A 24,373-nucleotide genomic window follows, 5' to 3' on the forward strand; every position below is an offset into this window, starting at 1 on the left:
CGCATGGTCAAGCGGCTCAAGCACATCGCCGAGCATGTCGATTCCCTCTCCCCGGACTTCGAGGCCCTGACCGACGCCGAGCTCCGGGCCAAGACGGACGAGTTCCGGAGCCGCTACCAGGATGGCGAGACGCTCGACGATCTGCTTCCGGAAGCCTTCGCGACCGCCCGGGAGGCGTCCTTCCGTGTGCTCGGCCAGAAGCACTATCTCGTCCAGATCATGGGTGGCGCGGCGCTGCACTTCGGCAACATCTCCGAGATGAAGACCGGTGAGGGCAAGACCCTCACCTGCGTGCTGCCGGCCTACCTCAACGCGATCTCCGGCGACGGCGTCCACGTCGTCACCGTGAACGACTACCTCGCCAAGCGCGACGCCGAGTGGATGGGCCGCGTGCACCGTTCCCTCGGACTCGAGACCGACGTGATCCTGTCCGGCATGACCCCGGCCCAGCGCCGCGCGGCCTACTCCGCGGACATCACCTACGGCACCAACAACGAGTTCGGTTTCGACTACCTGCGCGACAACATGACGCACTCGCTCGACGATCTCGTCCAGCGTGGCCACAACTTCGCGATCGTCGACGAGGTCGATTCGATCCTCATCGACGAGGCCCGGACCCCGCTGATCATCTCGGGTCCCGCCGACGCGTCGAGCAAGTGGTACTCCGAGTTCGCGCGCATCGCCAAGCTGCTCAAGCCCGAGGTGCACTACGAGATCGACATCCGCAAGCGGACCGTCGGTGTGCACGAGGCCGGCGTCGAGTTCGTCGAGGACCAGCTCGGCATCGACAACCTGTACGAGGCGGCCAACTCGCCGCTGGTGAGCTACCTCAACAACGCCATCAAGGCCAAGGAGCTCTACGCCAAGGACAAGGACTACATCGTCCGCAACGGCGAGGTCGTCATCGTTGACGAGTTCACCGGCCGCGTCCTGTCGGGCCGCCGCTACAACGAGGGCATGCACCAGGCGATCGAGGCAAAGGAAGGCGTCGAGATCAAGGCCGAGAACCAGACGCTCGCCACGATCACGCTGCAGAACTACTTCCGCCTGTACGACAAGCTGTCGGGCATGACCGGTACGGCCGAGACCGAGGCCGCCGAGCTCCACCAGATCTACAGCCTGGGTGTAATCCCGATCCCGACCAACCGCCCGATGGTGCGCGTCGACCAGGGCGATCTGATCTACAAGACCGAGGAAGCGAAGTTCGCGGCCGTCGTCGACGACGTCGTCGAGCGTCACGAGAAGGGCCAGCCGGTCCTCATCGGTACGACGAGCGTCGAGCGGTCGGAATACCTGTCGCGGCAGTTCACCAAGCGAGGTGTGCCGCACAGCGTGCTCAACGCGAAGTTCCACGAGCAGGAAGCGCAGATCATCGCGCAGGCCGGCCGGTCCGGCGCGGTGACGGTCGCGACGAACATGGCCGGTCGCGGTACCGACGTCGTGCTCGGCGGCAACCCCGATATCCTCGCCGACATCGAGCTGCGCAAGCGCGGCCTCGACCCGGTCAACACGCCGGACGAGTACGAGGCGGCTTGGGACGAGACCCTCGAGCGGATCAAGGCCGAGTCGAAGGCCGACGCCGAGAAGGTGCGAGCGGCCGGTGGCCTGTATGTGCTCGGCACCGAACGGCACGAGTCGCGTCGTATCGACAACCAGCTCCGTGGCCGTTCCGGTCGTCAGGGTGATCCGGGCGAGTCACGGTTCTACCTCTCGCTCGGCGACGAGTTGATGCGACGCTTCAACGGCGCCGCGCTCGAGTCGATCATGACGCGACTGAACCTGCCCGACGACGTGCCGATCGAGGCGAAGATGGTCTCCAAGGCCATCAAGAGCGCGCAGACGCAGGTCGAGCAGCAGAACTTCGAGATCCGCAAGAACGTCCTCAAGTACGACGAGGTGATGAACCAGCAGCGCACCGTCATCTACGAGGAGCGTCGCCGGATCCTGCGCGGCGAGGACCTCGAGGGTCAGGTGCAGCACATGCTCACCGACGTGATCACCGCCTACGTCGACGGTGCGACCGCCGAGGGCTACGTCGAGGACTGGGATCTCGAGCAGCTGTGGACGGCGCTCAAGACCCTCTACCCGGTGGGTGTCGACCACAAGACGCTCGTCGCCGAGAACGAGGACCTCGACCGCAACGGTCTGCTCGAGGTCCTTCTCGAGGACGCCCGCGCCGCCTACGCACGTCGCGAGGCCGAACTCGAGGCCATTGCCGGTGAGAACGCGATGCGCGAACTCGAGCGTCGCGTGCTGTTGTCGGTTCTCGACCGCAAGTGGCGCGAGCACCTCTACGAGATGGACTACCTCAAGGAGGGCATCGGCCTGCGCGCGATGGCGCAGCGTGATCCGCTCGTCGAGTACCAGCGCGAGGGCTTCGACATGTTCACCGCGATGCTCGAGGGCCTGAAGGAGGAATCGGTCGGATTCCTGTTCAACCTCCAGGTCGAGGCCGCGCAACAGCAGCAGTCCGCGGGTGTGGCGGTCACGCCGGCCTCTGCGGCGGCCGCCGCGCAGGCGGCCCCGAGCCTCGCCAAGGCTGCTCCCGCCCGACCCGCACAGCCGGCCCCGGCGGCACAACAGGCACAGCCGGCACAACAGGCACAGCCGGCGGCACAACAGGCACAGCCGGCTCCGGCGGCGCAGGTGGAGCCCGCACCGGCCGCGCTGCGGGCCAAGGGTCTCGACGAGACCGAGCGGCGTCTGACCTACACCGGTCCCGACGAGGACGGCCGCGCCCACGTCGCGCGTACGACCGCCGGTTCCGACGCGCGCTCCGCGCCCAGGCAGGCGGGCACCCGCAAGGAGCGTCGTGCCGCGGCCCGGCGCGATGCGAAGACCAACCGGCGACGCTGAACGCGCTGAGTCGAAGACTCACGTAGGCGCTGAGTCGAAGACTCACGTAGGCGCTGAGTCGAAGACTCACGTAGGCGCTGAGTCGAGGACTCACGATCACCCCACGACCCTGTGGCTCACCCGAGCCACAGGGTCGTGATCGTCCAGCGGTGCGGAGCACGAGGACGGGGACGCTTGCGCACCATCCGGCCGGCGAAGGCGAACACCCGGTCCCCGCGACCGTAGCTGCCGAACAGTTCCACGGTGTCGGCGTCGACGGGACGCACCCGCGTCCGCAGCAGTATCGCGGTGCTGCGTCCGGCACGCGGAGGCCGGCCCGCGGTGATCGTCGCGACGAGACGCGGATCGAGGACCGTGGTGGACTGCACCGCGGGGCGGCGGCCGTCGACGACCTCGAGGACCAGGCGCACCGCCGTCTCCGCAACCCGCACGACACCCGGATCGAGCACGATCGCGGGTCGGTCGCTCGGCTCTGTGGCCGGGCCTTCGATGCTCGGGCCCTCGGCCGGACGTCCGGTTCCGCCGCGGCGGAGCGTGGCGCGTCCCGAGCGTCCGTCGTGCGGCGTGGGCCGACGGGCGACGTGGCTGCGGGGACGGTGGCAGCTCTCCTCCACCGGAGGTTCGAGGCGGGTGAGGCGGCGCACGTAGCGCCCGGTGTGATGCGACATGGGCTCTCCCGAAGGGCATGAGAACGGATCGTCACGGTGACACCGTGACGGCGGATCGGTTCGGGAGAGGACGAACCGCGCACATGATGCCACATCTCCGGGCGACGGTCCCGGTTCGACGCGCGCGGGATGCGCTGCGCGAGCAGGACGTCCAGGACCTACGGTGGTGTCGTGATGCGAGGACTCGTACTCGACGTCGGTGGCGTCCTGGTCGGGCCGGGAAGCGACCCCGACACCTTCGGCGCGGCCGTGACGGTCCTGCGCGCGCGTGGGGTGCGGACCGCCCTGCTGAGCAACGATCCCGGTGGGCCCGGAGCGCAGTGGCTGCGCGATCTCGAGGGTCCGTTCGTCGACCGCGTGGTGCTCTCGGGTGACGCACGTGTCGCCAAACCCGACCCCGAGAGCTACCTGCTGGTCGCCCGGCTGCTGGACCTCGAACCCGGCGAGTGCGTCTTCGTCGACGATTCGGTCGGCAATGTGCGAGGCGCCGCCGCTGCGGGGATGGTCGGCGTACACCATGATGGTTCACACGACGCGCCGGGCGAACTGGCCGTACTCTTCGATCTCGATCCCGAGGAGATCGGGAGCGGAGCCACGGACGGCGCCGAGTCGTGGTGGCGATGTTCGGGAGGTTCGGGTCAGGAGGGGGAACGGGGTCGATGACGAGCCGGATGACGGCGCAGGACGCGTCGTACTACTACCTGGAGACGAGCAACACGCCGATGCACGTCGGGTCGCTCGCGATCCTCGAACCCCCCGAGGGCGGTCTCGACTACGAGAGCGTGCTGCGGTTGGTCGAGCAGCGACTGCCCGAGGTGCCCCGTTACCGGAAGAAGGTGCGTGAGGTCGCATTCGGGCTCTCGCGACCCGTGTGGGTCGACGACCGCGATTTCGACATCACCTACCACGTGCGGCGCTCCGCGCTGCCGAAACCCGGCTCCGACGAACAGCTGCACGACCTCGTCGCGCGTCTGGTCTCGCGACCGCTCGACCGCACGCGACCGCTCTGGGAGATGTATCTCGTCGAGGGGCTCGCGAACGATCGGGTGGCGCTGTTCACGAAGTCGCATTCGGCGCTCGTCGACGGCGAGGAGGCCCTCGACATCGTCCAGGTGCTCTTCGACAAGGAGCCGGTGCCGCGTGAGGTCCCCGAGGAATTGTGGATGCCCGAACGCGAACCGTCGGAGTCCGCTCTGCTCGTCGGAGCGCTCGCCGAACTCGTCGCGCGCCCGGGGGAGGGGATCGCCGCCGTGCGATCGGCCGTGGGCGATCTCACGGCGACCCTCACCGAGACCGTCGACGCCGTCGGCCGGATCGCCCGCACGGCAGCGCAGTCGGCGCCCGAGACTCCGCTGAACACGCAGATCTCGAGGAGCCGTCGGTTCTCCGTGGTGCGCTCCGATCTGGAGCCCTACCGCAAGATCCACTCCCGCTACGGCTGCACGATCAACGACGTGGTGCTCGCGGTCCTCGCCGGCGCGTTGCGGTACTGGCTGCTCTCCCGTGGGGAGCCGGTCACCGAGGCGACGGTGGTGCGGGCGATGGTCCCGATGTCGGTGTACACCCAGGATCCGGACGACTGCGGCGACAACGACACGATCCAGGTGCACCCGCAGGGCGAGGTGTCGTCCTTCCTGCTGGATCTGCCGGTGGGGGAGCCGAACGCGGTGGTCCGGTTGTCGCACATCGCGCATGCGGGCGAGGCCTACTCGCGGCAGCGGCGGCGGGTGGCGGCGCAGACGATGGTCCGCTTGTCGGGCTTCGCCCCGGCGACGATGCACGCGGTGGGAGCCCGGGTCGCGATGGGTTTCTCGCAGCGGATGTTCAACCTCATGATCACCAATGCGCCCGGTCCGCAGCACCCGCTCTACCTCACCGGATCCCGGCTGCTCGAGATCTTCCCGGTCTCGCCGCTGCTGAAGAATCAGGCCCTGAGCATCGCGTTGACGTCCTACGACGGCAAGATCTACTACGGTTTGAATGCGGATCGTGATGCGATGCCCGATGTGGACGTGGCAGCGACGCTGATCCAGGAATCTCTCGAGGAGTTGACGGATGCCGGCAGGTGAGAAGTGACGCGTGTCTATGTACCGGCAACGCTCGCGATGTTGCAGGGCCTCGTCGCCGACGGTGAGGTCGACGCGGTGGGCCGGACGGCCTTCGCGGTGACCCCCGCTCTGCGCGAGGCCTACACGGCGGGCGATGACGAGGAGCTCGCCGAGGTCGCTATGGCCGAGGCGGCACGCGCGTCGCTGCGGTTGCTCGGGTCCGAGGAGCCGAACGATCATCCGTCCTTCGCGTCGCGTCGGGTGGTGATCGCGGCCGACGTCGACGAGGTGAAGCCGCGACCGGATCTCGACGATGCGGTCGTCAAGCTCGCCGGGCCGATCACGATGCGTGCGGTTGCGTCGGTGCACATCGACCTGCAGGAGGCGGAGGCCGACGTCGCGCGGGCACGCGAGATCGTCGATGCCGCCGAACTGGGCGACGAGGAGGCCGAGTTCGTCCTCGGCGACGCGGAGGACCACGAATTGGCGTGGTACGCGGCACAGGAACTGCCCTTCCTCCTCGAACTGCTCTGACCTCGCATATCGCCACGTCATAGGTGTGACGACCGTCTCTTGCTCAACCTACGCTTCCGTAACCTCTGATAACCTACGGAGCCGTAACCGGAGTGAGGAGAAACGGTCGGATGGGCCTGAAGGAATGGATCGAGAAGCCTGCGGCACACGTCGCGCCAGGGGAGAAGTCGCTCTCCAACGTCCTGCGTGGCGCGGTGGCCCGGCTGACCACCCCTCTGCTCCCCGACGACTACCTGCATCTGGTCAACCCGCTGTGGTCCGCCCGTGAACTGCGCGGGCGCATCGTCTCGGTGCGCCAGGAGACCCCCGATTCCGCGACGATCGTCATCCGTCCCGGCTGGGGCTTCGACTTCGGATACGCGCCCGGCCAGTACATCGGCATCGGTCTGCATGTCGACGGTCGCTGGCACTGGCGCTCCTACTCGCTGACCTCGTCGCCCACCTGGGACGACAAGGTCATCTCCATCGCCGTGAAGGCGATGCCCGAGGGTTTTCTGTCCAGCCACCTCGTCGGTGGGGTTCCCGAGGGCACCGTCGTGCGCCTCGCCGCCCCGAAGGGCGATTTCGTCCTGCCCGACCCGCCGCCGGCGAAGATCCTCTTCCTCACGGCCGGCAGTGGCATCACGCCGATCATGTCGATGCTGCGGACGCTCGACCGGCGTGCGGTCGAGCGCGAACTCGACCTGCCCGACGTTGTGCACATCCACTCCGCGCCGACGGCCGAGAACGTGATGTTCCGGTCCGAACTCGAGCGTTTCGACGCCACCCACGATCGCTTCCGCGTGCACGTGCGTCACACCCGTGAGAAGGGCAAGTTCGCGCTCTCGGAGCTCGACGAGGTGTGCCCCGACTGGCGCGAGCGTCAGACCTGGGCGTGCGGTCCCCAGCAGATGCTCGACGACATCACCGCGCACTGGGCCGCGGAGGGCATCGAGGATCAGGTCCACCTCGAGCGCTTCGCCGTCAGCCGCGCCGACACCTCTGGCTCGGGCGGAACGATCACGTTCGCGAAGTCCGGCAAGACCGTCACTGTGGACGGCGCCACGACGATTCTCGAGGCCGGTGAGAGCGTCGGTGCGCTGATGCCTTTCGGTTGCCGCATGGGAATCTGTCAGACTTGTGTTGTGCCGCTCGAGAAGGGGCACGTCGTCGATCTGCGATCCGGCAAGGAGCACGCAGAAGGCGAACGCGTCCAGACCTGCATCTCCGCCGCTGCCGGCGACTGCACACTGGACGTGTAGACACCGACAGCAAACCTCCGAAGGATCCCGCTTGGCCATCACCGACATCCGCGCGTTCTCTCATCTGACCGAAGACGACATCGTTGCTCTTGCAAACGAATTCGACGCGATTCGACGGGATGTGGAGAATTCGCGCGGCCCGCGGGACGCCCGCTACATCCATTCCGTCATCCGTGCGCAGCGTGTGCTGGAGGTGGTCGGACGCTGCGCGCTGTTCGGTTCGCGTCGACGGTCGCGCTGGATCATCGGTACCGCTGCGCTGTCGCTCGCGAAGATCATCGAGAACATGGAACTCGGGCACAACGTGATGCACGGGCAGTGGGACTGGATGAACGACCCCGAGATCCACTCGACATCGTGGGAATGGGATCAGACCGGTCCGTCCGAGCACTGGAAGCGCGCCCACAACTACGCGCACCACACCTACACGAACATCGTGGGCATGGACGAGGACGTGGGATTCGGCATCCTGCGGATGACGCGCGACGAGAAGTGGCGTCCGCGCAATCTCGCGCAGCCGATCGCGAACATCGTCCTCGCGCTGACCTTCGAGTGGGGGATCGCGCTGCACGACCTCTCGGCGAAGAAGGAACTCGAGGGCGTCCCGCCCGTGCAGTGGAATTCGGGGCCCAACAAGGAATTCGCAGCGAAGGCCGGCCGGCAGGTCGTCAAGGACCTGGTGTTCTTCCCGGCGCTCACCGGGCCGGCCTGGCGCAGCACGTTGTCGGCGAACCTCACCGCGAACGTGATCCGCAACATCTGGGCGTATCTCGTGATCTTCTGCGGCCACTTCCCCGACGGCGCAGAGAAGTTCACGACCGAGCACTACGAGAACGAGACGCGCGGAGAGTGGTATCTGCGCCAGTTGCTCGGTAGCGCAAACATTTCCGGTGGGCGTGCGATGGATTTCCTCACCGGGAATCTCAGTTATCAGATCGAGCATCACCTGTTCCCGGACTTGCCGAGCAACCGCTACCCGGAGATCGCCGCCCGTGTACGGGCGCTGTGCGGCAAGTACGACCTGCCGTACACGACCGGTTCGCTCGCCCGGCAGTACTGGCTCGCCCTGCGCACGATCCACAAGCTCGCGTTGCCCGACCGATTCCTCAAGGCGACGGCCGACGACGCCCCCGAGACCTCCTCCGAGCGCAAGTTCGACAGGTGGCGCCCGGAGGCGCCCGCGGTGGTCACCGAGGCGTCCACCGGACGTCACCGGGGTCTGCTCACGGCGCTGCGGGTCCATGCCGAGCATGCGGTAGCAGAACGTCGTCGTCGCCTGGTGAATCGGGTCACCGGCGACCTTCCGTCACTCTGTGATTCGCGCCACAGCTCCGAATCCGGCTAACCTACGGGACCGTAACCTACGGTAGAGTAGCCCGCATGGCGATATCGGATGTCAAGGAGTACGCGCACCTGACGGAGGCGGACGTCGAGGCCATCGGCCGCGAACTCGACGCCATCCGGCACGATATCGAGGAGTCCCGCGGTGAGCGCGACGCTCGGTACGTCCGCAACACGATCCGGCTACAGCGCGGCCTCGAGATCGGCGGGCGCCTCGTGCTGCTCGGCTCGAACAAGCGTCCGCTGTGGCTGCTGGGCACGGGCATGCTCTCCCTGTCGAAGATCATCGAGAACATGGAACTCGGGCACAATGTGATGCACGGGCAGTGGGACTGGATGAACGACCCCGAGGTGCACTCGGCCAACTGGGAGTGGGACAACGTCGACCCGTCGGCGCACTGGAAGATCACCCACAACTACCTGCATCACAAGTACACCAACATCCTCGGCATGGACGACGATGTGGGATACGGCCTGCTGCGCGTCACCCGCGACCAGCGATGGAAGCCGTTCTACCTCGGCAACGTCGCGTACAACGCCATCCTCGCAGCGCTGTTCCAGTACGGCATCGCCATCCAGCTGCTCGAGCTCGGCAAGGTCGTCCAGGGGCGCGACGACCGCGAGCTCACCAAGGCACGCGGCAAGGAGGTGCTCGCCAAGCTCGGCAAACAGCACCTCAAGGACTACGTGATCTATCCGGCGCTCACCGGCAAGTCCTGGAAGTCCACGATGAGGGCCAACGCCACGGCCAACTTCGTGCGCAACATCTGGACCAACGCGGTGATCTTCTGCGGTCACTTCCCGGACGGTGCGGAGAAGTTCACGAAGCAGGACATCGAGACCGAGACGCGTGCCGAGTGGTACCTGCGTCAGATGCTCGGCTCCGCGAACATCTCCGGCGGTAAGGTCATGGACTTCATGACCGGCAACCTGAGCTACCAGATCGAGCACCACATCTACCCCGACCTGCCGTCCAACCGGTACGCGGAGATCGCGGTGCGCGTGCGTGAGCTGTGCGAGAAGTACGACCTGCCGTACACCACCGGCCCGCTCGCGGTGCAGTACTGGAAGTCCTGGCGCACCATCGCCAAGCTGTCGCTGCCCGACAAGTACCTCAAGGACGACCGCGACGCCGCCCCGGAGACCGCTTCCGAGCGGGGCTTCGGCGGAGCGCCGGAGATCGATCCGGCCACCGGCCGCCGCGTGGGTCTGGCCACCACCATCGAGAAGACACGCAAGCGCGGATTCGTCCGCCGCGCGCTCGGCATGCGCTGACGGTCACGAGAACGAGCACGAACCCCGGCACCTACAGGTGCCGGGGTTCGTGCGTTCGGCCGGGGTTCGTCGGTTCACCAGGGGTCGTTGGACGCGAGCGCCGTGAGCAGTTCGCGCACGGCCATCGCCCGGTTGTGCGACTTGCCCTCCAACGAGTCGAAGGCACATTCGGGATCGGCGGGCGGGCCGAGATGCGTGCACCCGCGCGGGCAGTCCTCGACCGCTTCGGCCAGGTCCCCGAACGCCGCGACGACGTCGTCGGGCCCGATGTGCGCGAGCCCGAACGACCGGATGCCCGGGGTGTCGACCACCCACCCGCCCTCGGGCAGATGCAGGGCCACCGACTGGGTGGAGGTGTGACGTCCCTTGCCCACCCCGGAGACCTCGCCGGTGGCGCGGTCGGCGTCGGGGACGAGCCTGTTCACCAGTGTCGACTTGCCGACCCCCGAGTGCCCGATCAGGGCGGTCACGCGACCGTCGATCCGCTCGTGCAGGGCGGTGAGATCGTCGTCCTGACCGACGAGCAGCACCGGGATGTCGAGATCCGCGAAGTGCGCGGCGAACTCGTCGGGATCGGCGAGGTCGCTCTTGGTCAGTCCCAGCAGGGGAGCGAGACCGCCGGCATAGGCCGCGACGAGTGCGCGTTCGACGAGTCCGGTCCGTGGTGGGGGATCGGCGAGCGCGACCACGATGAGCAGCTGTTCGGCATTGGCGACGACGATGCGCTCGAACGGATCGGTGTCGTCGGCCGTGCGCCGCAGGACGGTGCTGCGGTCCTCGACCCGCACGATGCGCGCGAGCGTGTCGGGGCGACCGGAGAGATCGCCGACGACACCCACCTGATCGCCCACCACGATCGGGGTCCGGCCGAGCTCGCGTGCCCGCATCGTCGTCACGATCCGGTCGGGATCACCGCCGAGCGCGACACCCCACCGCCCGCGGTCGACGGAGACGACCATGCCCTCCTCGGCATTGCGGTGGGCCGGGCGGTCCTTCGTGCGCGGCCGCGAGCCGCGCCCGGGGCGGACCCGGACGTCGGACTCGTCGTACTCCCGCCGCCTCAGGAGTCGCTCCCCGTCAGCAGCGACTCCCACAGGCCTTCGAAATCGGGGAGCGTCTTGGCAGTGGTGCCGATGTCCTCGACCTCGATCCCGTCGACGACGAGCCCGAGGATCGCACCGGCCGTGGCCATCCGGTGGTCGGCGTAGGAGTGCCAGATCCCACCGTGCAGCGGCGTCGGCTCGATGTGCAGGCCGTCCTCGGTCTCGGTGATCGAACCCCCGAGACGACCGATCTCGGTGGCGAGCGCCGCCAGCCGGTCGGTCTCGTGACCGCGCAGGTGCGTGATACCGCGCAGGTCGGAGGGCGAGGCGGCGACCGCGGCGAGGGCCGCGACGGTCGGCGCCAGCTCGCCGACGTCGTGCAGGTCCACGTCGATGCCTCGCAATTCGCCCGGGCCGCGCACGGTCAGCGTCCCGTCGGCCCACGTCACCTCGGCGCCCATCTGCTCGAGGATGCCGCGGATCGCGTCGCCGGCCTGGGTGGTCGACTCGGGCCACAGGGGCACCGAGACGACACCACCGGTGACCGCCGCGGCCGCGAGGAAGGGCGTGGCGTTCGACAGGTCGGGCTCGACGGTGACGTCGACGGCCTTGATCGTCGTCGGGGGCACCCGCCAGGTGTCGGTCTCGGAGGTGTCGACGGGGACCCCGGCCGTTCGGAGCATCTCGACCGTCATCTCGATGTGCGGCATCGACGGCACCGGTTCACCGGCGTGGCGGACCACCACGCCCTCGTCGAAGGCGGCCCCGGACAGCAGCAGACCCGAGACGAACTGCGAGGACGCGGAAGCGTCGATGGTCACGGAACCGCCGCGCACCGCACCGCGGCCGTGCACGGTGAAGGGCAGCCGGTCGCCGTCGATGTCGGCGCCGAGGGCGCGCAGGGCGTCGAGCACGGTGCTCATCGGGCGGACGCGGGCCTGTTCGTCGCCGTCGAACCGCACGTCGCCGTCGGCCAGTGCGGCCAGCGGCGGTACGAACCGCATGACGGTGCCGGCCAGTCCGCAGGCGACCTCGCCTCCGCGCAGGGGGCCGGGGGTCACGTCGAGGGTGGTGCCGCCGTCGCGCTCGGTGACGGTCGTGCCGAGCGTGCGCAGGGCCCCGATCATCAGGTCGGTGTCGCGGCTGCGCAGCGCGCCGGTCAGGGTGGACGGCCCGTCGGCGAGTGCGGCCAGGATCAGGGCACGGTTGGTGATCGACTTCGATCCCGGCAGCGTCACCGACGCTCGAACCGGGGACACGGCGCGGGGTGCTCTCCACAGACTCACCCGACCATCTTCGCCCATCCGGACCGGTGCGGGCACCCTCGCCCACCCGGTGCGCGCCGGTGTCGGTTCCGTCACCCGGCGATGCCACACTCGACGGCATGTGCGGAAGGTATGTCTCCACCGCCGACCCGGCGACGCTCGCCGTCGAACTCGACGCACTCGACGAGACCGGCGACGACAGCAGCCGGGACGGGCGGGGGCCCGACTACAACGTCGCGCCGACGACCGAGGTGCTCACCGTTGTCGCCCGGCACGACGGGGAAGATCCCGACGGTCCCGTCCGCCGCCGTATCCGCCGCATGCGATGGGGACTCGTGCCGCACTTCGCCGAAGAGGTGGGTGGAAGCGCACCACTGATCAACGCGAGATCCGAATCGGTCGCCATCAAGCCGAGCTTCGCGCGGTCGCTGCGCTACAAGCGGTGCCTCGTCCCGATGGACGGCTGGTACGAATGGCAGGTCGAACCCGCGCCGGACGGCAAGCCTCGCAAGGTGCCGTACTTCATGGCGCCGGCCGACGGCTCGCGGATCTGCATGGCCGGGGTGTGGGCGGAGTGGCGCGACCCGCGGAACCCGAAGGCACCGCCGCTGTCGAGCACGGCGATCCTCACCGCTCAGTCGGTCGAGCAACTCGGCAACGTGCACGAACGGATGCCGCTGATCCTCCCGCCGGAGCGGTGGGATGCGTGGCTCGACCCCGACAGTCTCGGCCATCCGGATCTGATCGTGCCGAGCGTCGAGGCGATCTCGGCGATCGAGATCCGCCGCGTGTCCGCGAAGGTCAACAGCATCCGCAACAATGGCCCCGAACTGCTGCAACCCGACGACGGCGCTGGCGATCAGATGGTGCTGTTGTAGGCGCTGCCGGAGCGGACGGGCCCTACGGACCGGCCGTGATCGGTGCCACGACGGCGCCGGTCAGCCGGATCAGATCGTGCGGATCCAGTTCGATCTCGAGCCCTCGCCGACCCGCGCTGCACAGCACCCGGTCCCACTGCTCGGCGGAGAAGTCGATCACGGTGCGCAGACGCTTGCGCTGCCCGAGCGGGGAGATGCCGCCGACGACGTACCCGGTCGCGCGTTCGGCGGCGGTGTGATCGGCCATCACGGCCTTGCCGCCGCCCAGCGCCCCGGCTGCGGCCTTGAGCGACAGCGTCGCCGGGACCGGGATCACCGCGACGGCGAGCTTGCCGTCGGACAGCGACACCACCAGCGTCTTGAAGATCTGTTCGGCGGAAACCCCGAGGTGTGTGCCGAGTTCCTCGACGGCTTCGGCGCCGAAGGACGACGACCTCGGGTCATGTGCGTATTCGTGGACCCGGTGCGCGACCTTCTCGCGCTTCAACAACACCGTCGCGGGAGTGGATGTCGAGGCCATCCGATCACTCTAGAGAACCGGAGGTGGGGAACAAGCGCGGTGGGCACGGCGTTGCACACCGACGGGTGGATCCACCGGCCACCCGAGACCCGACGATCGGAGAATTCGTGGCAGTGCTGTGCCCGCCTCGACCGGACGCCATCGGACGTCCCCCCGATCCGGACGCCGTCGGACCGGTAGCCTTCTCGACAGGCGTCGATGAAGGGATCGGTGTGATCGAGGAGTCTGTGGAAGAACTGACCGAGCGGTTCGAGCGGGACGCGCTTCCCCTGCTCGATCAGCTCTACGGCGCTGCGCTGCGGATGACCCGCAATCCCTCCGACGCCGAGGACCTCGTACAGGAGACCTACATCAAGGCGTTCTCCGCCTTCCGGTCGTTCCGCGAGGGCACCAACCTCAAGGCCTGGCTGTACCGGATCCTCACCAACACCTACATCAACTCGTACCGGAAGCGTCAGCGGCAACCCGCGCAGTACCCGACCGACGAGATCACCGACTGGCAGCTCGCCGCCACGGCCGAGCATTCGTCGACCGGTCTGCGGTCCGCGGAGGTCGAGGCACTCGACGCGCTTCCCGACGACGACATCAAGGCGGCGTTGCAGGAGCTTCCCGAGGAGTTCCGCATGGCCGTCTACTACGCCGACGTCGAAGGGTTCCCCTACAAGGAGATCGCCGAGATCATGGGGACGCCGATCGGCACCGTGATGTCGAGACTGCACCGGGGTCGCAAGCAGCTGCGGGGTCTGTTGGCCGACGTGGCGCGCGATCGCGGTTTCATGCGGGAGAAGGCCGTGGACGCCACAACCGGAACATCGGATCAGCCCGAGAGCGGAAAGGGAGCACCGCAGTGAGCGAACCCGACTTCGATCGACTCGACTGCTCGGCGGTCATCGCGGACGTCTACCTGCTTCTCGACTCCGAATGCGACGCCGGTTCCCGCGAGAAGCTGCAGCGGCACCTCGACGAGTGCGGCACCTGCCTCGAGGCCTACGGGATCGAGGAGAAGATCAAATCGCTGCTCAGCCGCAAGTGCGGCGGGGAACACGCACCCGAGGGCCTGCGGGAGCGGCTCATGCTGCAGATCCGCCGCACCGTGGTGATCACCGAGACGGACAGCGCCGAGTCGTAGGCGGGTTCACTCGTACCGAGTCGTAGGCGAGTTCACTCGTACCGAGTCCTGGGTGAGACCCCCGAACGTGACAGGGGCCGGAAAGCTGCTGCTTTCCGGCCCCTGTCCGCGTCTCAGGCGTTGGGACGCTTGCCGTGGTTGGCGGCGTTACCCTTGCGGCTGCGCTTCTTGCGACCTCGCTTACCCATGGTGGGATCTCCTTTCTCGTTCATTACAGTGTTTCACGTGCGGTCGAGTGGTCCTGTCGGCAGGTCCGCCGCCGGAGCGTGAAACGAGGTGTTCGATGGCGGAAGACGTACGCGCGGAGATGGTATCGACCGTGTTCGAGGTCGTCGTGCGAGAGGGTGACGTGGTGGCCGAGGGCGACACGCTGGTGATCCTCGAGTCGATGAAGATGGAGATTCCCGTGCTCGCCGAGTCGGCGGGCACCGTGACCTCCGTCGGAGTCTCGGTCGGGGATGTCATCCAGCAGGGCGACCTCATCGCCGTGATCTCCTGACGGCGGGTATCTCCTGAGTACGAAAGCGGTTCCCGTGTCCACACTCAGTTCGTTGCTCGCGAGGTACACGGATCTTCCGGGCGCGGCCGTCGATCACCTCCAACGTGTCGTGGGCGAGTGGCAGTTGCTCGCCGACCTGTCGTTCGCCGACGTCCTCCTGTGGGTCGACGCGGCGCCGTCCGGAATCGTGTGCGTCGCACAGTGCCGACCCACCACCGCCTCGACGGTGATCCCCGAGGACGCCGTCGGCACGCTCGTCTCCGACAACGAACATCCTTACGTCCGTAAGGCTTTCGAAACCGGAGAGATCGTCGACGTCAAGTCGTCCCCGGGCGCCGGGATCAACATCCGTCAGGCCGTGCCGGTGCGCTGGGACGGTCGGGTCGTCGCGGTGCTCAGCCGCGACGCCGCCCGCGTGTCGCGGCGGTCGGCCAGCGCGCTCGAGACGGCCTATCTCGAATGCGCCGACGACCTCTACCGGATGATCAGCGAGGGCACTTTCCCGACGCCCGAGGCGCGCTCGGACACCAAGTCGAGTCCGCGTGCGGGCGACGGATTCATCCGGCTCGACCGGAAGGGCAAGGTCGTCTACGCGAGCCCCAACGCGCTGTCGGCCTATCACCGGATGGGTCTGAACTCCGACCTGATCGGTCAGGATCTCGTCGAGACGACCCGCGCACTGGTCACCGACCCCTTCGAGAGTCGCGACGTCACCGACTACCTCCGCGGGGCCGTGGAGGGCCGTCTGGGGCAGCGCATGGAGATCGAGGCACTCGGGGCCACCGTTCTGATCCGTGCGTTGGTCCTGAACCCGGGAGGGAAGATCCGGGGCGCCGCGGTGATCGTCCGCGACGTCACCGAGGTCAAGCGACGCGACCGGGCACTGCTGAGCAAGGACGCGACCATCCGCGAGATCCACCACCGTGTCAAGAACAACCTGCAGACGGTCGCCGCGCTGCTGCGACTGCAGGCGCGCCGAACCGGGAACGCGGAAGCCCAGCAGGCCCTGGGGGAGGCGGTCCGTCGCGTGACATCCATCGCCTTGGTCCATGAGGCGCTGTCGATGTCAGTGGACGAGGAGGTCGATCTCGACGGTGTGTTCGACCAGCTGATCCCCATCGTCGTCGACGTGTCGACGGTCGGCAGCCAGATCCGGGTGGTGCGGGAGGGGAATCTCGGCGTGTTCCCCGCGGATCGCGCCACGCCTCTGGTCATGGTGCTGACCGAACTCGTCCAGAACGCCGTCGAGCACGCCTTCGATCCGGGCGTGAACGGCACGGTCACCGTCAATGCCCAGCGTTCGGCCCGCATGCTCGACGTCGTGGTCCGCGACGAGGGGAAGGGTCTTCCCGAGGGGTTCAGCCTCGAGGCGTCGAACCGGCTCGGTCTGCAGATCGTCCGGACCCTCGTGGCTGCCGAGCTCGGCGGATCGTTGGAGTTGACGTCCAACGAGTTCGGCGGGACCGATGCACGCCTGCAACTACCGCTGGGCAAGGTGCCGGTCGCCTGATCGTCCTTACGACCGTGCACGTAAGAAGGCCCGGCCTCCCCCGTAGGGGAGCCGGGCCTTCGAACGTCTATCGGAGTTGCTCAGACCGCCGTACGAGCGCGGGTGCGGGCGTTGCGACGCTTGAGGGCGCGGCGCTCGTCCTCGCTCATACCGCCCCAGACGCCGGCATCCTGGCCGGATTCGAGCGCCCAGGAGAGGCATTCGGCGGTGACGGGGCAACGGTTGCACACGAGCTTGGCATCCGCGATCTGCGCGAGAGCCGGGCCGCTGTTTCCCACGGGGAAGAACAGTTCCGGATCCTCGTCGCGGCAGATGGCCTTGTGGCGCCAGTCCATGCTTCTACTCTCCTTCGATGGTGCGTGTGCACCGGCTGATTGGTCAATGCGTGTTCACGCCTGTGGCACGGAGTGTTTCCGCGCGGTTACTTGTGAATGCTTTCACGAACGAGCGTGGAGTCAATAGAATCGACCACGATCGTGGGGAAGCTCACGCTGGTGTGGGCTACGAGTTCGCCAATCCCTCTTTCTACTCCCCTCGAGCCGAGAAGGTAGTGGCAATCACAGAATTCGTGCTTCTCTTTCTGTCGCTGTCCCGCTGGGGGGATCGTCAGCGGGGCGCGACGACATCGAGGATCGACGCCACGGACACGAACTCGACCTTGGTCCGGAGTCCGAGATAGTCGCCGTCGACCTGAAGTCCGATCGGGCGCGAGGCCCGGGCGCGCACGCGCGCGACATCGTCCGCACGCACCAGATGCGGCGACGCCGGCTCGCCGCGGGCGGCCAGAAGTTGTCTCACCACCCGCAGGCTCGGAAGTACCCGGGTCGTCATCATAGCAAACACACCCAAACCGGTGTCGAACGAGGTGCCGGGATTCGTGTGCACCGGCCGGGACTCGAGATAGGTCCACGGACTCGAGTTCGACACGAACGCATAGTGCACCCCCGAAACAGGTTCGGATCCGGGCATCTCGAGCGTGAGCGCCGGTTCGGCCCGCTTCGACGCGAAGAACCGGGCCACCGCGTGCCGCACGTAGCGCGCCGTCGTCACCTTCTTGCCCTCGGCGCGGCTCAGGTCTATGGCCTCGCACACCTGGGCGTCGAGACCGAGGCCCGCGTTGAAGGTGAACCACCGCCCGTCGCAGTGGCCGAGGCCGATCCGGCTGGTCCTGCCCTCCTGCAACGACTCGAGTACCTGCTCGGTGGCCTCGAGTGGATCGGCGGACAGTCCCAGGGATCGCGCGAACACGTTCGCCGAGCCGCCGGGCACCACCGCGAGTCGCGGCAGGGTCGGATCGGCGCCTCGGTCGGGGGAGGGGCCGAGGAGGCCGTTGACGATCTCGTTGACGGTGCCGTCGCCACCGTGCGCGACGACGACGTCCATCCCGTCGGCGTGCGCCGAACGCGCCAGTTCTGCGGCGTGCCCGCGGTGGGTCGTGTGCGCGACGGTCAGCGCGAGCCGGCCTCTCAGGGCGTGAGCGAGGCGGTCGCGACCGGCCGGGGTGGTCGTCGTCGCATTCGGGTTCACGATCAGCAGGGCGCGCACGGAACATCAGCCTAAGTGGTGCCCGGCGGGTCCACTACGCTGGACGGGTGCCTCTCGAAACACCTCGCAGCAGCGTTCCGTCGACCGTGCGTGCCGCCGGTTGGCTCGTCGTCCTCGAGGGCGTCGTCGCGATGGGATTCGCGGTGTACTCGATCATCCGCGCCGCCTCGGGCGAACACGATCAGTCGGTCACCAATGGCTACGGCTTCGCGCTGTGGCTGTTCATCCTGTTCGGCGGGGTCCTGGCCGGCGGGATCGCGCTCGTGCGCGGTGTGCGCTGGGGACGTGCCGTGGCGATACTCGCGCAGCTGTTGTTGCTGCCCGTGGTGTGGTCGCTGCTGACGGACTCCCACCAGCCGGTCATCGGCACTGTGCTGGCGCTCGTCGTGGTCCCCACGCTCGTGCTGCTGTTCAGCCCGCCCACGTCGCGGTGGCTCGCGCACGAGTACGCGCCCGACGTCGACGAGTGATCCGGCTCAGCTGCCGAGCGCTTGCAGGGCGGGGCCGCTGAGCCTGAAGGTCGTCCACTCGTCCTGCGCGACGGCACCGAGGGATCGGTAGAAACCGATGGACGGCTCGTTCCAGTCCAGCACCGACCAACTCAGGCGGGTGTAACCGCGCTCCACGCATTCGTGGGCGAGCGCCGCGAGCAGTGCCCGTCCGTGTCCCTTGCCGCGGTGTTCGGGACGGACGAACAGATCTTCGAGGTAGATCCCGTGCACGCCGTCCCACGTGGAGAAGTTCCGGAACCACAACGCCACCCCGACGACCCGGCCTTCGGTGCCGTCCTCTCCGGATTCCTCTGCGACGTGCGCGTACACCGAGGGCTGCGGCCCGAAAAGAGCCTCGTGGATCTGCTCGGGCACCACGGTGCACTCGTGCCGGGCCTTCTCGTATTCGGCGAGGTCGTAGATCAGCCCGGTGATCGCGGGGACGTCCTCGGGTGTGGCTCTGCGGATCACGGCGGGCTGCCTCCTGCGGTCTCGTGGGCGGATTCACCTCGCGCTGCGCCGCCGAGTGCGCGAGGATCGGGGTCGTGGCAACGGTACTTGCAGTGGCAAATCAGAAGGGTGGCGTCGCCAAGACGACCACCGTCGCGTCGTTGGGGGCCGCGCTGTCGGCGCTGGGCCGGCGGGTGCTCGTCGTCGATCTCGATCCTCAGGGGTGTCTGACCTTCTCTCTCGGGCACAACCCCGACAAGCTCGAACAATCCGTGCACGAGGTGCTCGTGGGCGGTGTCGAGACGAAGGACGTTCTGCTCGGGACAGCGGAGGGGATGTCGCTGCTGCCGGCGACCATCGACCTCGCGGGTGCGGAGGCGATGCTGCTCATGAAGCCGGGGCGTGAATACACCCTGAAGCGGGCGCTGGCGTCGGTGGAGGACGACTACGACGTCGTCGTCATCGACTGCCCGCCCTCTCTGGGCGTCCTCACCCTCAACGGGCTGACCGCGGCGCGGTCCGTGCTCGTTCCGCTGCAGTGCGAAACGCTCGCGCACAGGGGAGTCGGGCAGCTCCTGCGCACGGTGAACGAGGTGAAACAGATCACCAATCCGGATCTCGAACTGCTCGGCGCGCTGCCGACCCTGTACGACTCGCGGACCACGCACAGTCGCGACGTGCTCGCCGATGTCTCCGACCGGTACGACCTGCCGGTGCTGGCCCCGCCCGTACCCCGCACGGTCCGCTTCGCGGAGGCTTCCGCCTCGGGCGCGACGGTGCTGGCGGGACGCAAGAACAAGGGCGCCGAGGCGTACCGGGCGCTCTCCGAGAACCTGCTGCGCTACTGGTCGGGGGAGGCGGAACTCGAGACTTTCGAGACCGCCGTCGCGGACTGAGACGTCAGCACCGACCGGGACGGCTCGCTTTCAGCACCGACCGGGACGGCTCGCCATCAGCGCAGTGCCACGAGCTCATCGCCGCGTTGCTCGACCACGACATTCCCCGCGACGGCGACGTTCACCGTGGAGACCGTCCCGCGCTCGACGTCGATGCGCGGGCCGGGTTCACCGGTCCGTGAGTCGACTCCCACGAGGGCGTCCTCGACGGGAAGGAGCAGCGAACCGGCCATGATGTCGCCGTTGCCGAGAGTGTCCTCGACGGTCCACTGCGGGGCGAAATCGGTGGTGGACAATGCGACGGTGTCGCGGCCCGTCCACCACACGAGCACGCCGCCGCGCTCGAGGGCGGAGTCGTCCGATTCGCCGGCAGGACGCGGCAGGGCGTGCGTGTCGAGGAGGACGCCCTCGCTGTCGAAGACCTCGATGCGCGGCCCGTCGTTGTCGTCCGGGGCCAGGTAGACCGCCGTGCGGTCGCCGACCACCGCGACGATGCGGGAGTCCCCGCCCGCTTCCGGCAGCACCGACGACGCGAACTCCTCGGGCTTGGTGCTGTCGTCGGGGGTGGGATCGAGAAGGGTGAGCCGATTGGTCGGCTCGTTCGCGCACTGCTCGAGCACGGCCAGCACTTCGGCGCCCGAATCCGCCGAGCGCAGTTCGCAACCCGATCGTGGCTGCGCGTTCGGGTTCACCGGTGCGTCGACGCGCCCGTACTCGACCGTGCGCACCAGATCGGAGCGCCACATCTCGAGACGTGACTCGCCGAAGGCGATCAGGTGCGAACCGGCGCCGACGACCCGGATCGGATCGTCGGCGTCGCTCGACCGTTGCGCGCCCCGAGAGCCACTGCCCGAGTCGAGCGCGGTGACCTGACCGCATCCCCGCGGGCCGCGATAGACCGAGACCACGTCGCCCCAGGCCTCGGTGACCGCGCACAACGCCCGGTCGCGGTCGTACCGCCAGCGTTCCTCGCCGGATTGCGGGTCGCGGCCGACGACCGCACCACCGTCTGCCGTGGCGACCGTGCCGCCGGACACCACCGGTGCGGTCGTCGCCGTACTCGGAGCACGCCACAGTTCGGCGAGCGTGCGCGGAAGAGATTGCGCGGCAGCGAGAGTGGGGACAGGACCGTCCCAGGTGGTCGACGTGGTGCCCCGCGCATCCGAGTTCAGCCAGACGACACTCGCCGCCACCAGAGCGGTGACGACGAGTGCGGCTGCGACGAGAAGGTCGGTGCGGGTGCGGCGCTCGGGCGCGAGCACGTGGTTATCGGGCAGACGACGTCGAGACCGCTTCCACGTTCGACGTGTCCTGCTGCTCTGCGCGACCGGCCGGGCCCTCGCCCGAGCGGGTGCGACGGCGACGACGGCGACGACGTGCCGGAGCGGCCGCCCCGGTGTCCTCACCCGTCTCCGCTGCGGCAGGCTCGTTCTCGACCTTCACCGAGTCGTCCGAACCGGTTGCGGCCACATCCGTTGCGGAGCCGTCGGCAGACTTTCCGCGGACGGTACGACGGCGGACCCGGTTGCGCTTCGGGCGGGATCCGCCCTCGCGCTCGACGCGCTCGGGCTTCTCACCGTTCTCCGAGGCGGCGGGAGCGGCCTTGCGGACGCGTCCGGTGGCGTCGGACGGGATGTTCAGCTCCTCGAACAGGTGCGGGGAGCTCGAGTAGGTTTCGATCGGATCCGGGATACCGAGATCGAGAGCCTTGTCGATGAGCTGCCAGCGCGGCACGTCGTCCCAGTCGACGAGGGTGATCGCGATACCGGTGCGTCCGGCGCGACCGGTACGGCCGATGCGGTGGACGTAGGTCTTCTCGTCCTCGGGGCACTGATAGTTGATGACGTGGGTGACGTCGTCGATGTCGATGCCGCGGGCGGCGACGTCCGTGGCGACGAGCACGTCGATCTTGCCGCTGCGGAACTTGTCGAGTGCCTTCTCACGCGCGATCTGACCGAGGTCGCCGTGCACCGCGCCGCACGCGAAACCGCGCTCGACGAGGTCGTCGGCCACCTTCTGCGCCGTGCGCTTGGTGCGGGTGAAGACCATGGTGGCGCCGCGACCCTCGGCCTGCAGTACGCGGGCGACGAGTTCGGCCTTGTCGAGTGCATGCGCCCGGTAGATGAACTGCTGGGTGCGCTCGTGCACGGCCGACGATTCGGCCTCCTCGGCCCGGATGTGCGTCGGGCGGTTCAGGAACGTGCGGGCGAGGGTGATGATCGGGCCGGGCATGGTGGCCGAGAACAGCATCGTCTGACGACGGTCGGGGACCATCGTGAGGATGCGCTCGATGTCGGGCAGGAAGCCGAGGTCGAGCATCTCGTCGGCTTCGTCCATGACGAGCACGCCGATCTTGCCCAGGATCAGATGGCCCTGGTTGGCGAGATCGAGCAGACGGCCGGGAGTACCGACGACGACGTCGACACCCTTCTTCAGTTCGTCGATCTGCTGCTCGTAGGGGCGCCCACCGTAGATCGACAGGACCTCGAGGCCCGACTTGCGGCTGCCGGGCAGGTACTTGGAAGCGTTCACGAGGTCGTTGGTGACCTGGATGCACAGCTCGCGGGTCGGGACGATCACGAGTGCACGGGGAGTGCCGTCGAGGGTGGTCGTGCCGGAGCCCTCGGTGGCGATGCGATGCAGGAGCGGAACGCCGAAGCCGAAGGTCTTGCCCATACCCGTACGGGCCTGCCCGATGAGGTCGTCGCCGGCGAGGGCCAGCGGCAGGGTGAGTTCCTGGATCGCGAAGGTGCGTTCGATGCCGACCTCGGCGAGGGCGCGGACGATCTCGTCGCGGACACCGAGTTCGCCGAAGGTGGGGGGTACGTGGGTGGAGTCGAGTTGTGCGGAGACGGTCGTTTCGCTCGCGTCGTCTTCGTGGTCGATGGTGATCTTGCTCAGGGGTCCGGCCTTCCTGGTCTCGGCACGCACGCACGAGGGGGAAAGGCGACCGGCCTGCACCTCAGCGCGAGCGGTTTCCACCAGGCTCGGCGAAGCGCGGCAGCGATCCGCAGTTCGAGTGCGCGCACATTATCTGGGAAGCTCGCGGGCCACGGTCGGCGGCTCGAAGCGCGGGCTTCCCGATCCATTGTACCGGTTCCGGCGCATTCCACGAGGTAGTACTACGCTTCGTCGTCATGGGAGCCGATACGCCGCAGTCCACCTCCGAGTCCGGCACGACGCCGGGCGGACCCGCAGTCCCCGCCGATCACCCCGGTGTCGCAGAGCTCTTCGCGTTGCTCGCGTACGGCGAGATCTCGGCGTTCTACCGGCTCGCCGAGGACGCACGGTTCTCCCCGTCCCTGCGCGGGCGGGTCGCCCTCGCAAGCATGGCAGCTGCGGAGATGAGCCATTTCGAGACGCTCCACACCGCGCTCACCGATCGTGGTGTGGAGATCTACGCGGCGATGGAGCCCTACCGCAAAGCCCTCGACGCCTACCACGCCTCGACCACTCCGTCGACGTGGCTCGAGGTTCTCGTGAAGGCATACGTCGGTGACAGGATCGCCGCAGATTTCTACTGTGAGATCGCCGACATGCTTGCTCCCGAGGTGTCCACGGTGGTCCGGGAGGTCCTCGCCGAGACCGGCCACTCGGAGTTCGTGGTGCATGAGGTCCGTGAGGTCGTCGAGCGCAGCCCGCTGCAGAAGGACCGCCTGATGCTGTGGGGACGCCGGCTGCTCGGCGAGGCCATCACCCAGGCGCAGTACGTCCTCGCGCAGAACGAGGAACTCGCCGAGCTGGTGATTCTCGCGTCCGGTGACCTGGCGAACATCGCCGCGCTGTTCGATCGCATGCAGGTCGAGCACGCCGAGCGGATGTCGGTGCTCGGACTGCATTAGCCTGGGGCTGATAGCAGTACCAGCTCGGTTTCAATGCATGAGAATCGGAGGTCCACCGTGGAGGTCAAGATCGGCGTCGCGGACAGCCCGCGCGAAGTTGTCGTCGTCAGCGACCAGACGCCCGACGAGGTGGAGAAGCTCGTCCGGGCCGCGTTGAACGGCGCCGACGACGGGGTGCTCGCCCTTGTCGACGAGAAGGGCCGCAAGGTTCTCGTGCAGGCCGCCAAGATCAGCTACGTGGACATCGGTCCTGCCACGCTGGGCAAGGTCGGCTTCGCCGCCAACTGAGAGCGACCGACGAGAACGGGCCGGGGCATGTCGCCCCGGCCCGTTCGTCGTTCT

At 68.0% G+C, this 24,373-nt stretch carries 26 protein-coding genes; 16 read left to right on the forward strand and 10 right to left on the reverse strand.

The features are described from left to right. Positions 1-3: 3 nt before the first annotated feature. Positions 4-2,856: a preprotein translocase subunit SecA gene (gene secA / locus BLV31_RS10200; protein WP_064060267.1), complete on the forward strand. Its 2,853-nt coding sequence runs from the start codon at positions 4-6 to the stop codon at positions 2,854-2,856. Between the two features lie 116 nt (positions 2,857-2,972). Here the strand turns inward: secA and BLV31_RS10205 are convergent, their stop codons facing one another. Continuing rightward, positions 2,973-3,524, reverse strand: a complete 552-nt coding sequence (locus BLV31_RS10205; protein WP_064060257.1) for an Rv3235 family protein — start codon at positions 3,522-3,524, stop codon at positions 2,973-2,975. A 174-nt stretch (positions 3,525-3,698) separates the two neighbouring features. On the opposite strand from BLV31_RS10205, the gene BLV31_RS10210 reads away from it, so the two are divergent. From BLV31_RS10210 to BLV31_RS10235, 6 genes are all read left to right on the forward strand, one after another. Next, a complete protein-coding gene (locus tag BLV31_RS10210) occupies positions 3,699-4,187 on the forward strand; it encodes an HAD-IA family hydrolase (protein WP_024101497.1) in 489 nt (162 codons plus the stop codon). Then, positions 4,184-5,593 carry a WS/DGAT/MGAT family O-acyltransferase gene (locus tag BLV31_RS10215; protein WP_064060259.1) on the forward strand — a complete coding sequence of 470 codons (1,410 nt, stop codon included), beginning with the start codon at positions 4,184-4,186 and terminating at the stop codon, positions 5,591-5,593. Before BLV31_RS10210 ends, BLV31_RS10215 begins: the two co-directional genes overlap by 4 nt. Before the next feature lie 3 nt (positions 5,594-5,596). Beyond that, a complete protein-coding gene (locus tag BLV31_RS10220; RefSeq protein WP_006550224.1) occupies positions 5,597-6,106 on the forward strand; it encodes a DUF6912 family protein in 510 nt (169 codons plus the stop codon). Between the two features lie 110 nt (positions 6,107-6,216). Beyond that, positions 6,217-7,347 (forward strand): ferredoxin reductase, encoded by a 1,131-nt coding sequence (locus tag BLV31_RS10225; RefSeq protein WP_024101494.1) that lies wholly within the window; start codon positions 6,217-6,219, stop codon positions 7,345-7,347. A gap of 31 nt (positions 7,348-7,378) precedes the next feature. Further along, positions 7,379-8,692, forward strand: a complete 1,314-nt coding sequence (locus tag BLV31_RS10230; protein ID WP_039584798.1) for a fatty acid desaturase family protein — start codon at positions 7,379-7,381, stop codon at positions 8,690-8,692. Positions 8,693-8,727: 35 nt separating this feature from the next. Continuing rightward, a complete protein-coding gene (locus tag BLV31_RS10235) occupies positions 8,728-9,963 on the forward strand; it encodes a fatty acid desaturase family protein (protein ID WP_006550227.1) in 1,236 nt (411 codons plus the stop codon). Between the two features lie 74 nt (positions 9,964-10,037). Here BLV31_RS10235 and rsgA read toward each other — a convergent pair whose 3' ends face one another. Continuing rightward, on the reverse strand, positions 10,038-11,057 hold the full coding sequence (rsgA, locus tag BLV31_RS10240) for a ribosome small subunit-dependent GTPase A (RefSeq protein WP_006550228.1): 1,020 nt from the start codon (positions 11,055-11,057) through the stop codon (positions 10,038-10,040). Further along, entirely contained in the window at positions 11,024-12,310 is a 1,287-nt protein-coding gene (gene aroA, locus BLV31_RS10245) for a 3-phosphoshikimate 1-carboxyvinyltransferase (RefSeq protein WP_174556240.1), read from the reverse strand. The genes rsgA and aroA overlap by 34 nt, the downstream gene beginning before the upstream one ends. A gap of 80 nt (positions 12,311-12,390) precedes the next feature. Here aroA and BLV31_RS10250 point away from each other — a divergent pair, with 80 nt between their 5' ends. Continuing rightward, complete coding sequence (locus BLV31_RS10250) at positions 12,391-13,149, forward strand: SOS response-associated peptidase (protein ID WP_064060269.1); 759 nt, start codon at positions 12,391-12,393, stop codon at positions 13,147-13,149. A gap of 22 nt (positions 13,150-13,171) precedes the next feature. On the opposite strand, the gene ybaK is transcribed toward BLV31_RS10250, so the two are convergent. Then, entirely contained in the window at positions 13,172-13,669 is a 498-nt protein-coding gene (gene ybaK / locus BLV31_RS10255; RefSeq protein WP_064060260.1) for a Cys-tRNA(Pro) deacylase, read from the reverse strand. Positions 13,670-13,875: 206 nt separating this feature from the next. On the opposite strand from ybaK, the gene BLV31_RS10260 reads away from it, so the two are divergent. After that, positions 13,876-14,520, forward strand: a complete 645-nt coding sequence (locus BLV31_RS10260; RefSeq protein ID WP_371683125.1) for a sigma-70 family RNA polymerase sigma factor — start codon at positions 13,876-13,878, stop codon at positions 14,518-14,520. Beyond that, on the forward strand, positions 14,517-14,798 hold the full coding sequence (gene rsrA, locus BLV31_RS10265) for a mycothiol system anti-sigma-R factor (RefSeq protein WP_006550233.1): 282 nt from the start codon (positions 14,517-14,519) through the stop codon (positions 14,796-14,798). The genes BLV31_RS10260 and rsrA overlap by 4 nt, the downstream gene beginning before the upstream one ends. Positions 14,799-14,911: 113 nt before the next feature. Here rsrA and BLV31_RS26005 read toward each other — a convergent pair whose 3' ends face one another. Next, the gene (locus BLV31_RS26005; RefSeq protein ID WP_022597109.1) at positions 14,912-14,986 is read right to left on the reverse strand and encodes a 50S ribosomal protein bL37; all 75 of its coding nucleotides are present in this window, start codon (positions 14,984-14,986) and stop codon (positions 14,912-14,914) included. 95 nt (positions 14,987-15,081) lie between these two features. Here BLV31_RS26005 and BLV31_RS10270 point away from each other — a divergent pair, with 95 nt between their 5' ends. Next, positions 15,082-15,297 carry a biotin/lipoyl-binding carrier protein gene (locus BLV31_RS10270; protein ID WP_006550234.1) on the forward strand — a complete coding sequence of 72 codons (216 nt, stop codon included), beginning with the start codon at positions 15,082-15,084 and terminating at the stop codon, positions 15,295-15,297. Positions 15,298-15,331: 34 nt separating this feature from the next. Continuing rightward, on the forward strand, positions 15,332-16,807 hold the full coding sequence (locus BLV31_RS10275; RefSeq protein WP_064060261.1) for a sensor histidine kinase: 1,476 nt from the start codon (positions 15,332-15,334) through the stop codon (positions 16,805-16,807). Positions 16,808-16,887: 80 nt separating this feature from the next. On the opposite strand, the gene BLV31_RS10280 is transcribed toward BLV31_RS10275, so the two are convergent. Next, entirely contained in the window at positions 16,888-17,142 is a 255-nt protein-coding gene (locus BLV31_RS10280) for a WhiB family transcriptional regulator (RefSeq protein WP_006550236.1), read from the reverse strand. Between the two features lie 271 nt (positions 17,143-17,413). Beyond that, on the reverse strand, positions 17,414-18,352 hold the full coding sequence (locus tag BLV31_RS10285) for a diacylglycerol/lipid kinase family protein (RefSeq protein WP_064060262.1): 939 nt from the start codon (positions 18,350-18,352) through the stop codon (positions 17,414-17,416). A 47-nt stretch (positions 18,353-18,399) separates the two neighbouring features. Here BLV31_RS10285 and BLV31_RS10290 point away from each other — a divergent pair, with 47 nt between their 5' ends. Next, a complete protein-coding gene (locus BLV31_RS10290; protein WP_024101488.1) occupies positions 18,400-18,822 on the forward strand; it encodes a hypothetical protein in 423 nt (140 codons plus the stop codon). Between the two features lie 6 nt (positions 18,823-18,828). Here the strand turns inward: BLV31_RS10290 and BLV31_RS10295 are convergent, their stop codons facing one another. Then, complete coding sequence (locus BLV31_RS10295) at positions 18,829-19,314, reverse strand: GNAT family N-acetyltransferase (RefSeq protein WP_006550239.1); 486 nt, start codon at positions 19,312-19,314, stop codon at positions 18,829-18,831. A 74-nt stretch (positions 19,315-19,388) separates the two neighbouring features. Between BLV31_RS10295 and BLV31_RS10300 the strand changes: the two genes are divergently transcribed. Beyond that, entirely contained in the window at positions 19,389-20,189 is an 801-nt protein-coding gene (locus BLV31_RS10300) for a ParA family protein (RefSeq protein ID WP_024101487.1), read from the forward strand. A 56-nt stretch (positions 20,190-20,245) separates the two neighbouring features. Here the strand turns inward: BLV31_RS10300 and BLV31_RS10305 are convergent, their stop codons facing one another. Continuing rightward, positions 20,246-21,451, reverse strand: a complete 1,206-nt coding sequence (locus BLV31_RS10305) for an Rv3212 family protein (RefSeq protein WP_064060263.1) — start codon at positions 21,449-21,451, stop codon at positions 20,246-20,248. A 4-nt stretch (positions 21,452-21,455) separates the two neighbouring features. Beyond that, positions 21,456-23,120 (reverse strand): DEAD/DEAH box helicase, encoded by a 1,665-nt coding sequence (locus tag BLV31_RS10310; protein WP_064060270.1) that lies wholly within the window; start codon positions 23,118-23,120, stop codon positions 21,456-21,458. Positions 23,121-23,326: 206 nt separating this feature from the next. Here BLV31_RS10310 and BLV31_RS10315 point away from each other — a divergent pair, with 206 nt between their 5' ends. Both BLV31_RS10315 and BLV31_RS10320 read left to right on the forward strand, forming a co-directional pair. Beyond that, complete coding sequence (locus tag BLV31_RS10315; protein WP_006550243.1) at positions 23,327-24,031, forward strand: ferritin-like fold-containing protein; 705 nt, start codon at positions 23,327-23,329, stop codon at positions 24,029-24,031. A 57-nt stretch (positions 24,032-24,088) separates the two neighbouring features. Then, complete coding sequence (locus tag BLV31_RS10320; RefSeq protein WP_006550244.1) at positions 24,089-24,319, forward strand: DUF3107 domain-containing protein; 231 nt, start codon at positions 24,089-24,091, stop codon at positions 24,317-24,319. Positions 24,320-24,373 lie beyond the last annotated feature (54 nt).

The organism is Rhodococcus pyridinivorans (assembly GCF_900105195.1).
GTDB lineage: Bacteria > Actinomycetota > Actinomycetes > Mycobacteriales > Mycobacteriaceae > Rhodococcus > Rhodococcus pyridinivorans.

Bases quoted from the DNA above. Each gene is read 5' to 3' on its own strand.
- secA (WP_064060267.1), top strand. From the start codon at position 4: ATGGTCAAGCGGCTCAAGCACATCGCCGAGCATGTCGATTCCCTCTCC.
- BLV31_RS10205 (WP_064060257.1), bottom strand. From the start codon at position 3,524: ATGTCGCATCACACCGGGCGCTACGTGCGCCGCCTCACCCGCCTCGAA.
- BLV31_RS10210 (WP_024101497.1), top strand. From the start codon at position 3,699: ATGCGAGGACTCGTACTCGACGTCGGTGGCGTCCTGGTCGGGCCGGGA.
- BLV31_RS10215 (WP_064060259.1), top strand. From the start codon at position 4,184: ATGACGAGCCGGATGACGGCGCAGGACGCGTCGTACTACTACCTGGAG.
- BLV31_RS10225 (WP_024101494.1), top strand. From the start codon at position 6,217: ATGGGCCTGAAGGAATGGATCGAGAAGCCTGCGGCACACGTCGCGCCA.
- BLV31_RS10235 (WP_006550227.1), top strand. From the start codon at position 8,728: ATGGCGATATCGGATGTCAAGGAGTACGCGCACCTGACGGAGGCGGAC.
- aroA (WP_174556240.1), bottom strand. From the start codon at position 12,310: ATGGGCGAAGATGGTCGGGTGAGTCTGTGGAGAGCACCCCGCGCCGTG.
- BLV31_RS10250 (WP_064060269.1), top strand. From the start codon at position 12,391: ATGTGCGGAAGGTATGTCTCCACCGCCGACCCGGCGACGCTCGCCGTC.
- ybaK (WP_064060260.1), bottom strand. From the start codon at position 13,669: ATGGCCTCGACATCCACTCCCGCGACGGTGTTGTTGAAGCGCGAGAAG.
- BLV31_RS10270 (WP_006550234.1), top strand. From the start codon at position 15,082: ATGGCGGAAGACGTACGCGCGGAGATGGTATCGACCGTGTTCGAGGTC.
- BLV31_RS10280 (WP_006550236.1), bottom strand. From the start codon at position 17,142: ATGGACTGGCGCCACAAGGCCATCTGCCGCGACGAGGATCCGGAACTG.
- BLV31_RS10315 (WP_006550243.1), top strand. From the start codon at position 23,327: ATGGGAGCCGATACGCCGCAGTCCACCTCCGAGTCCGGCACGACGCCG.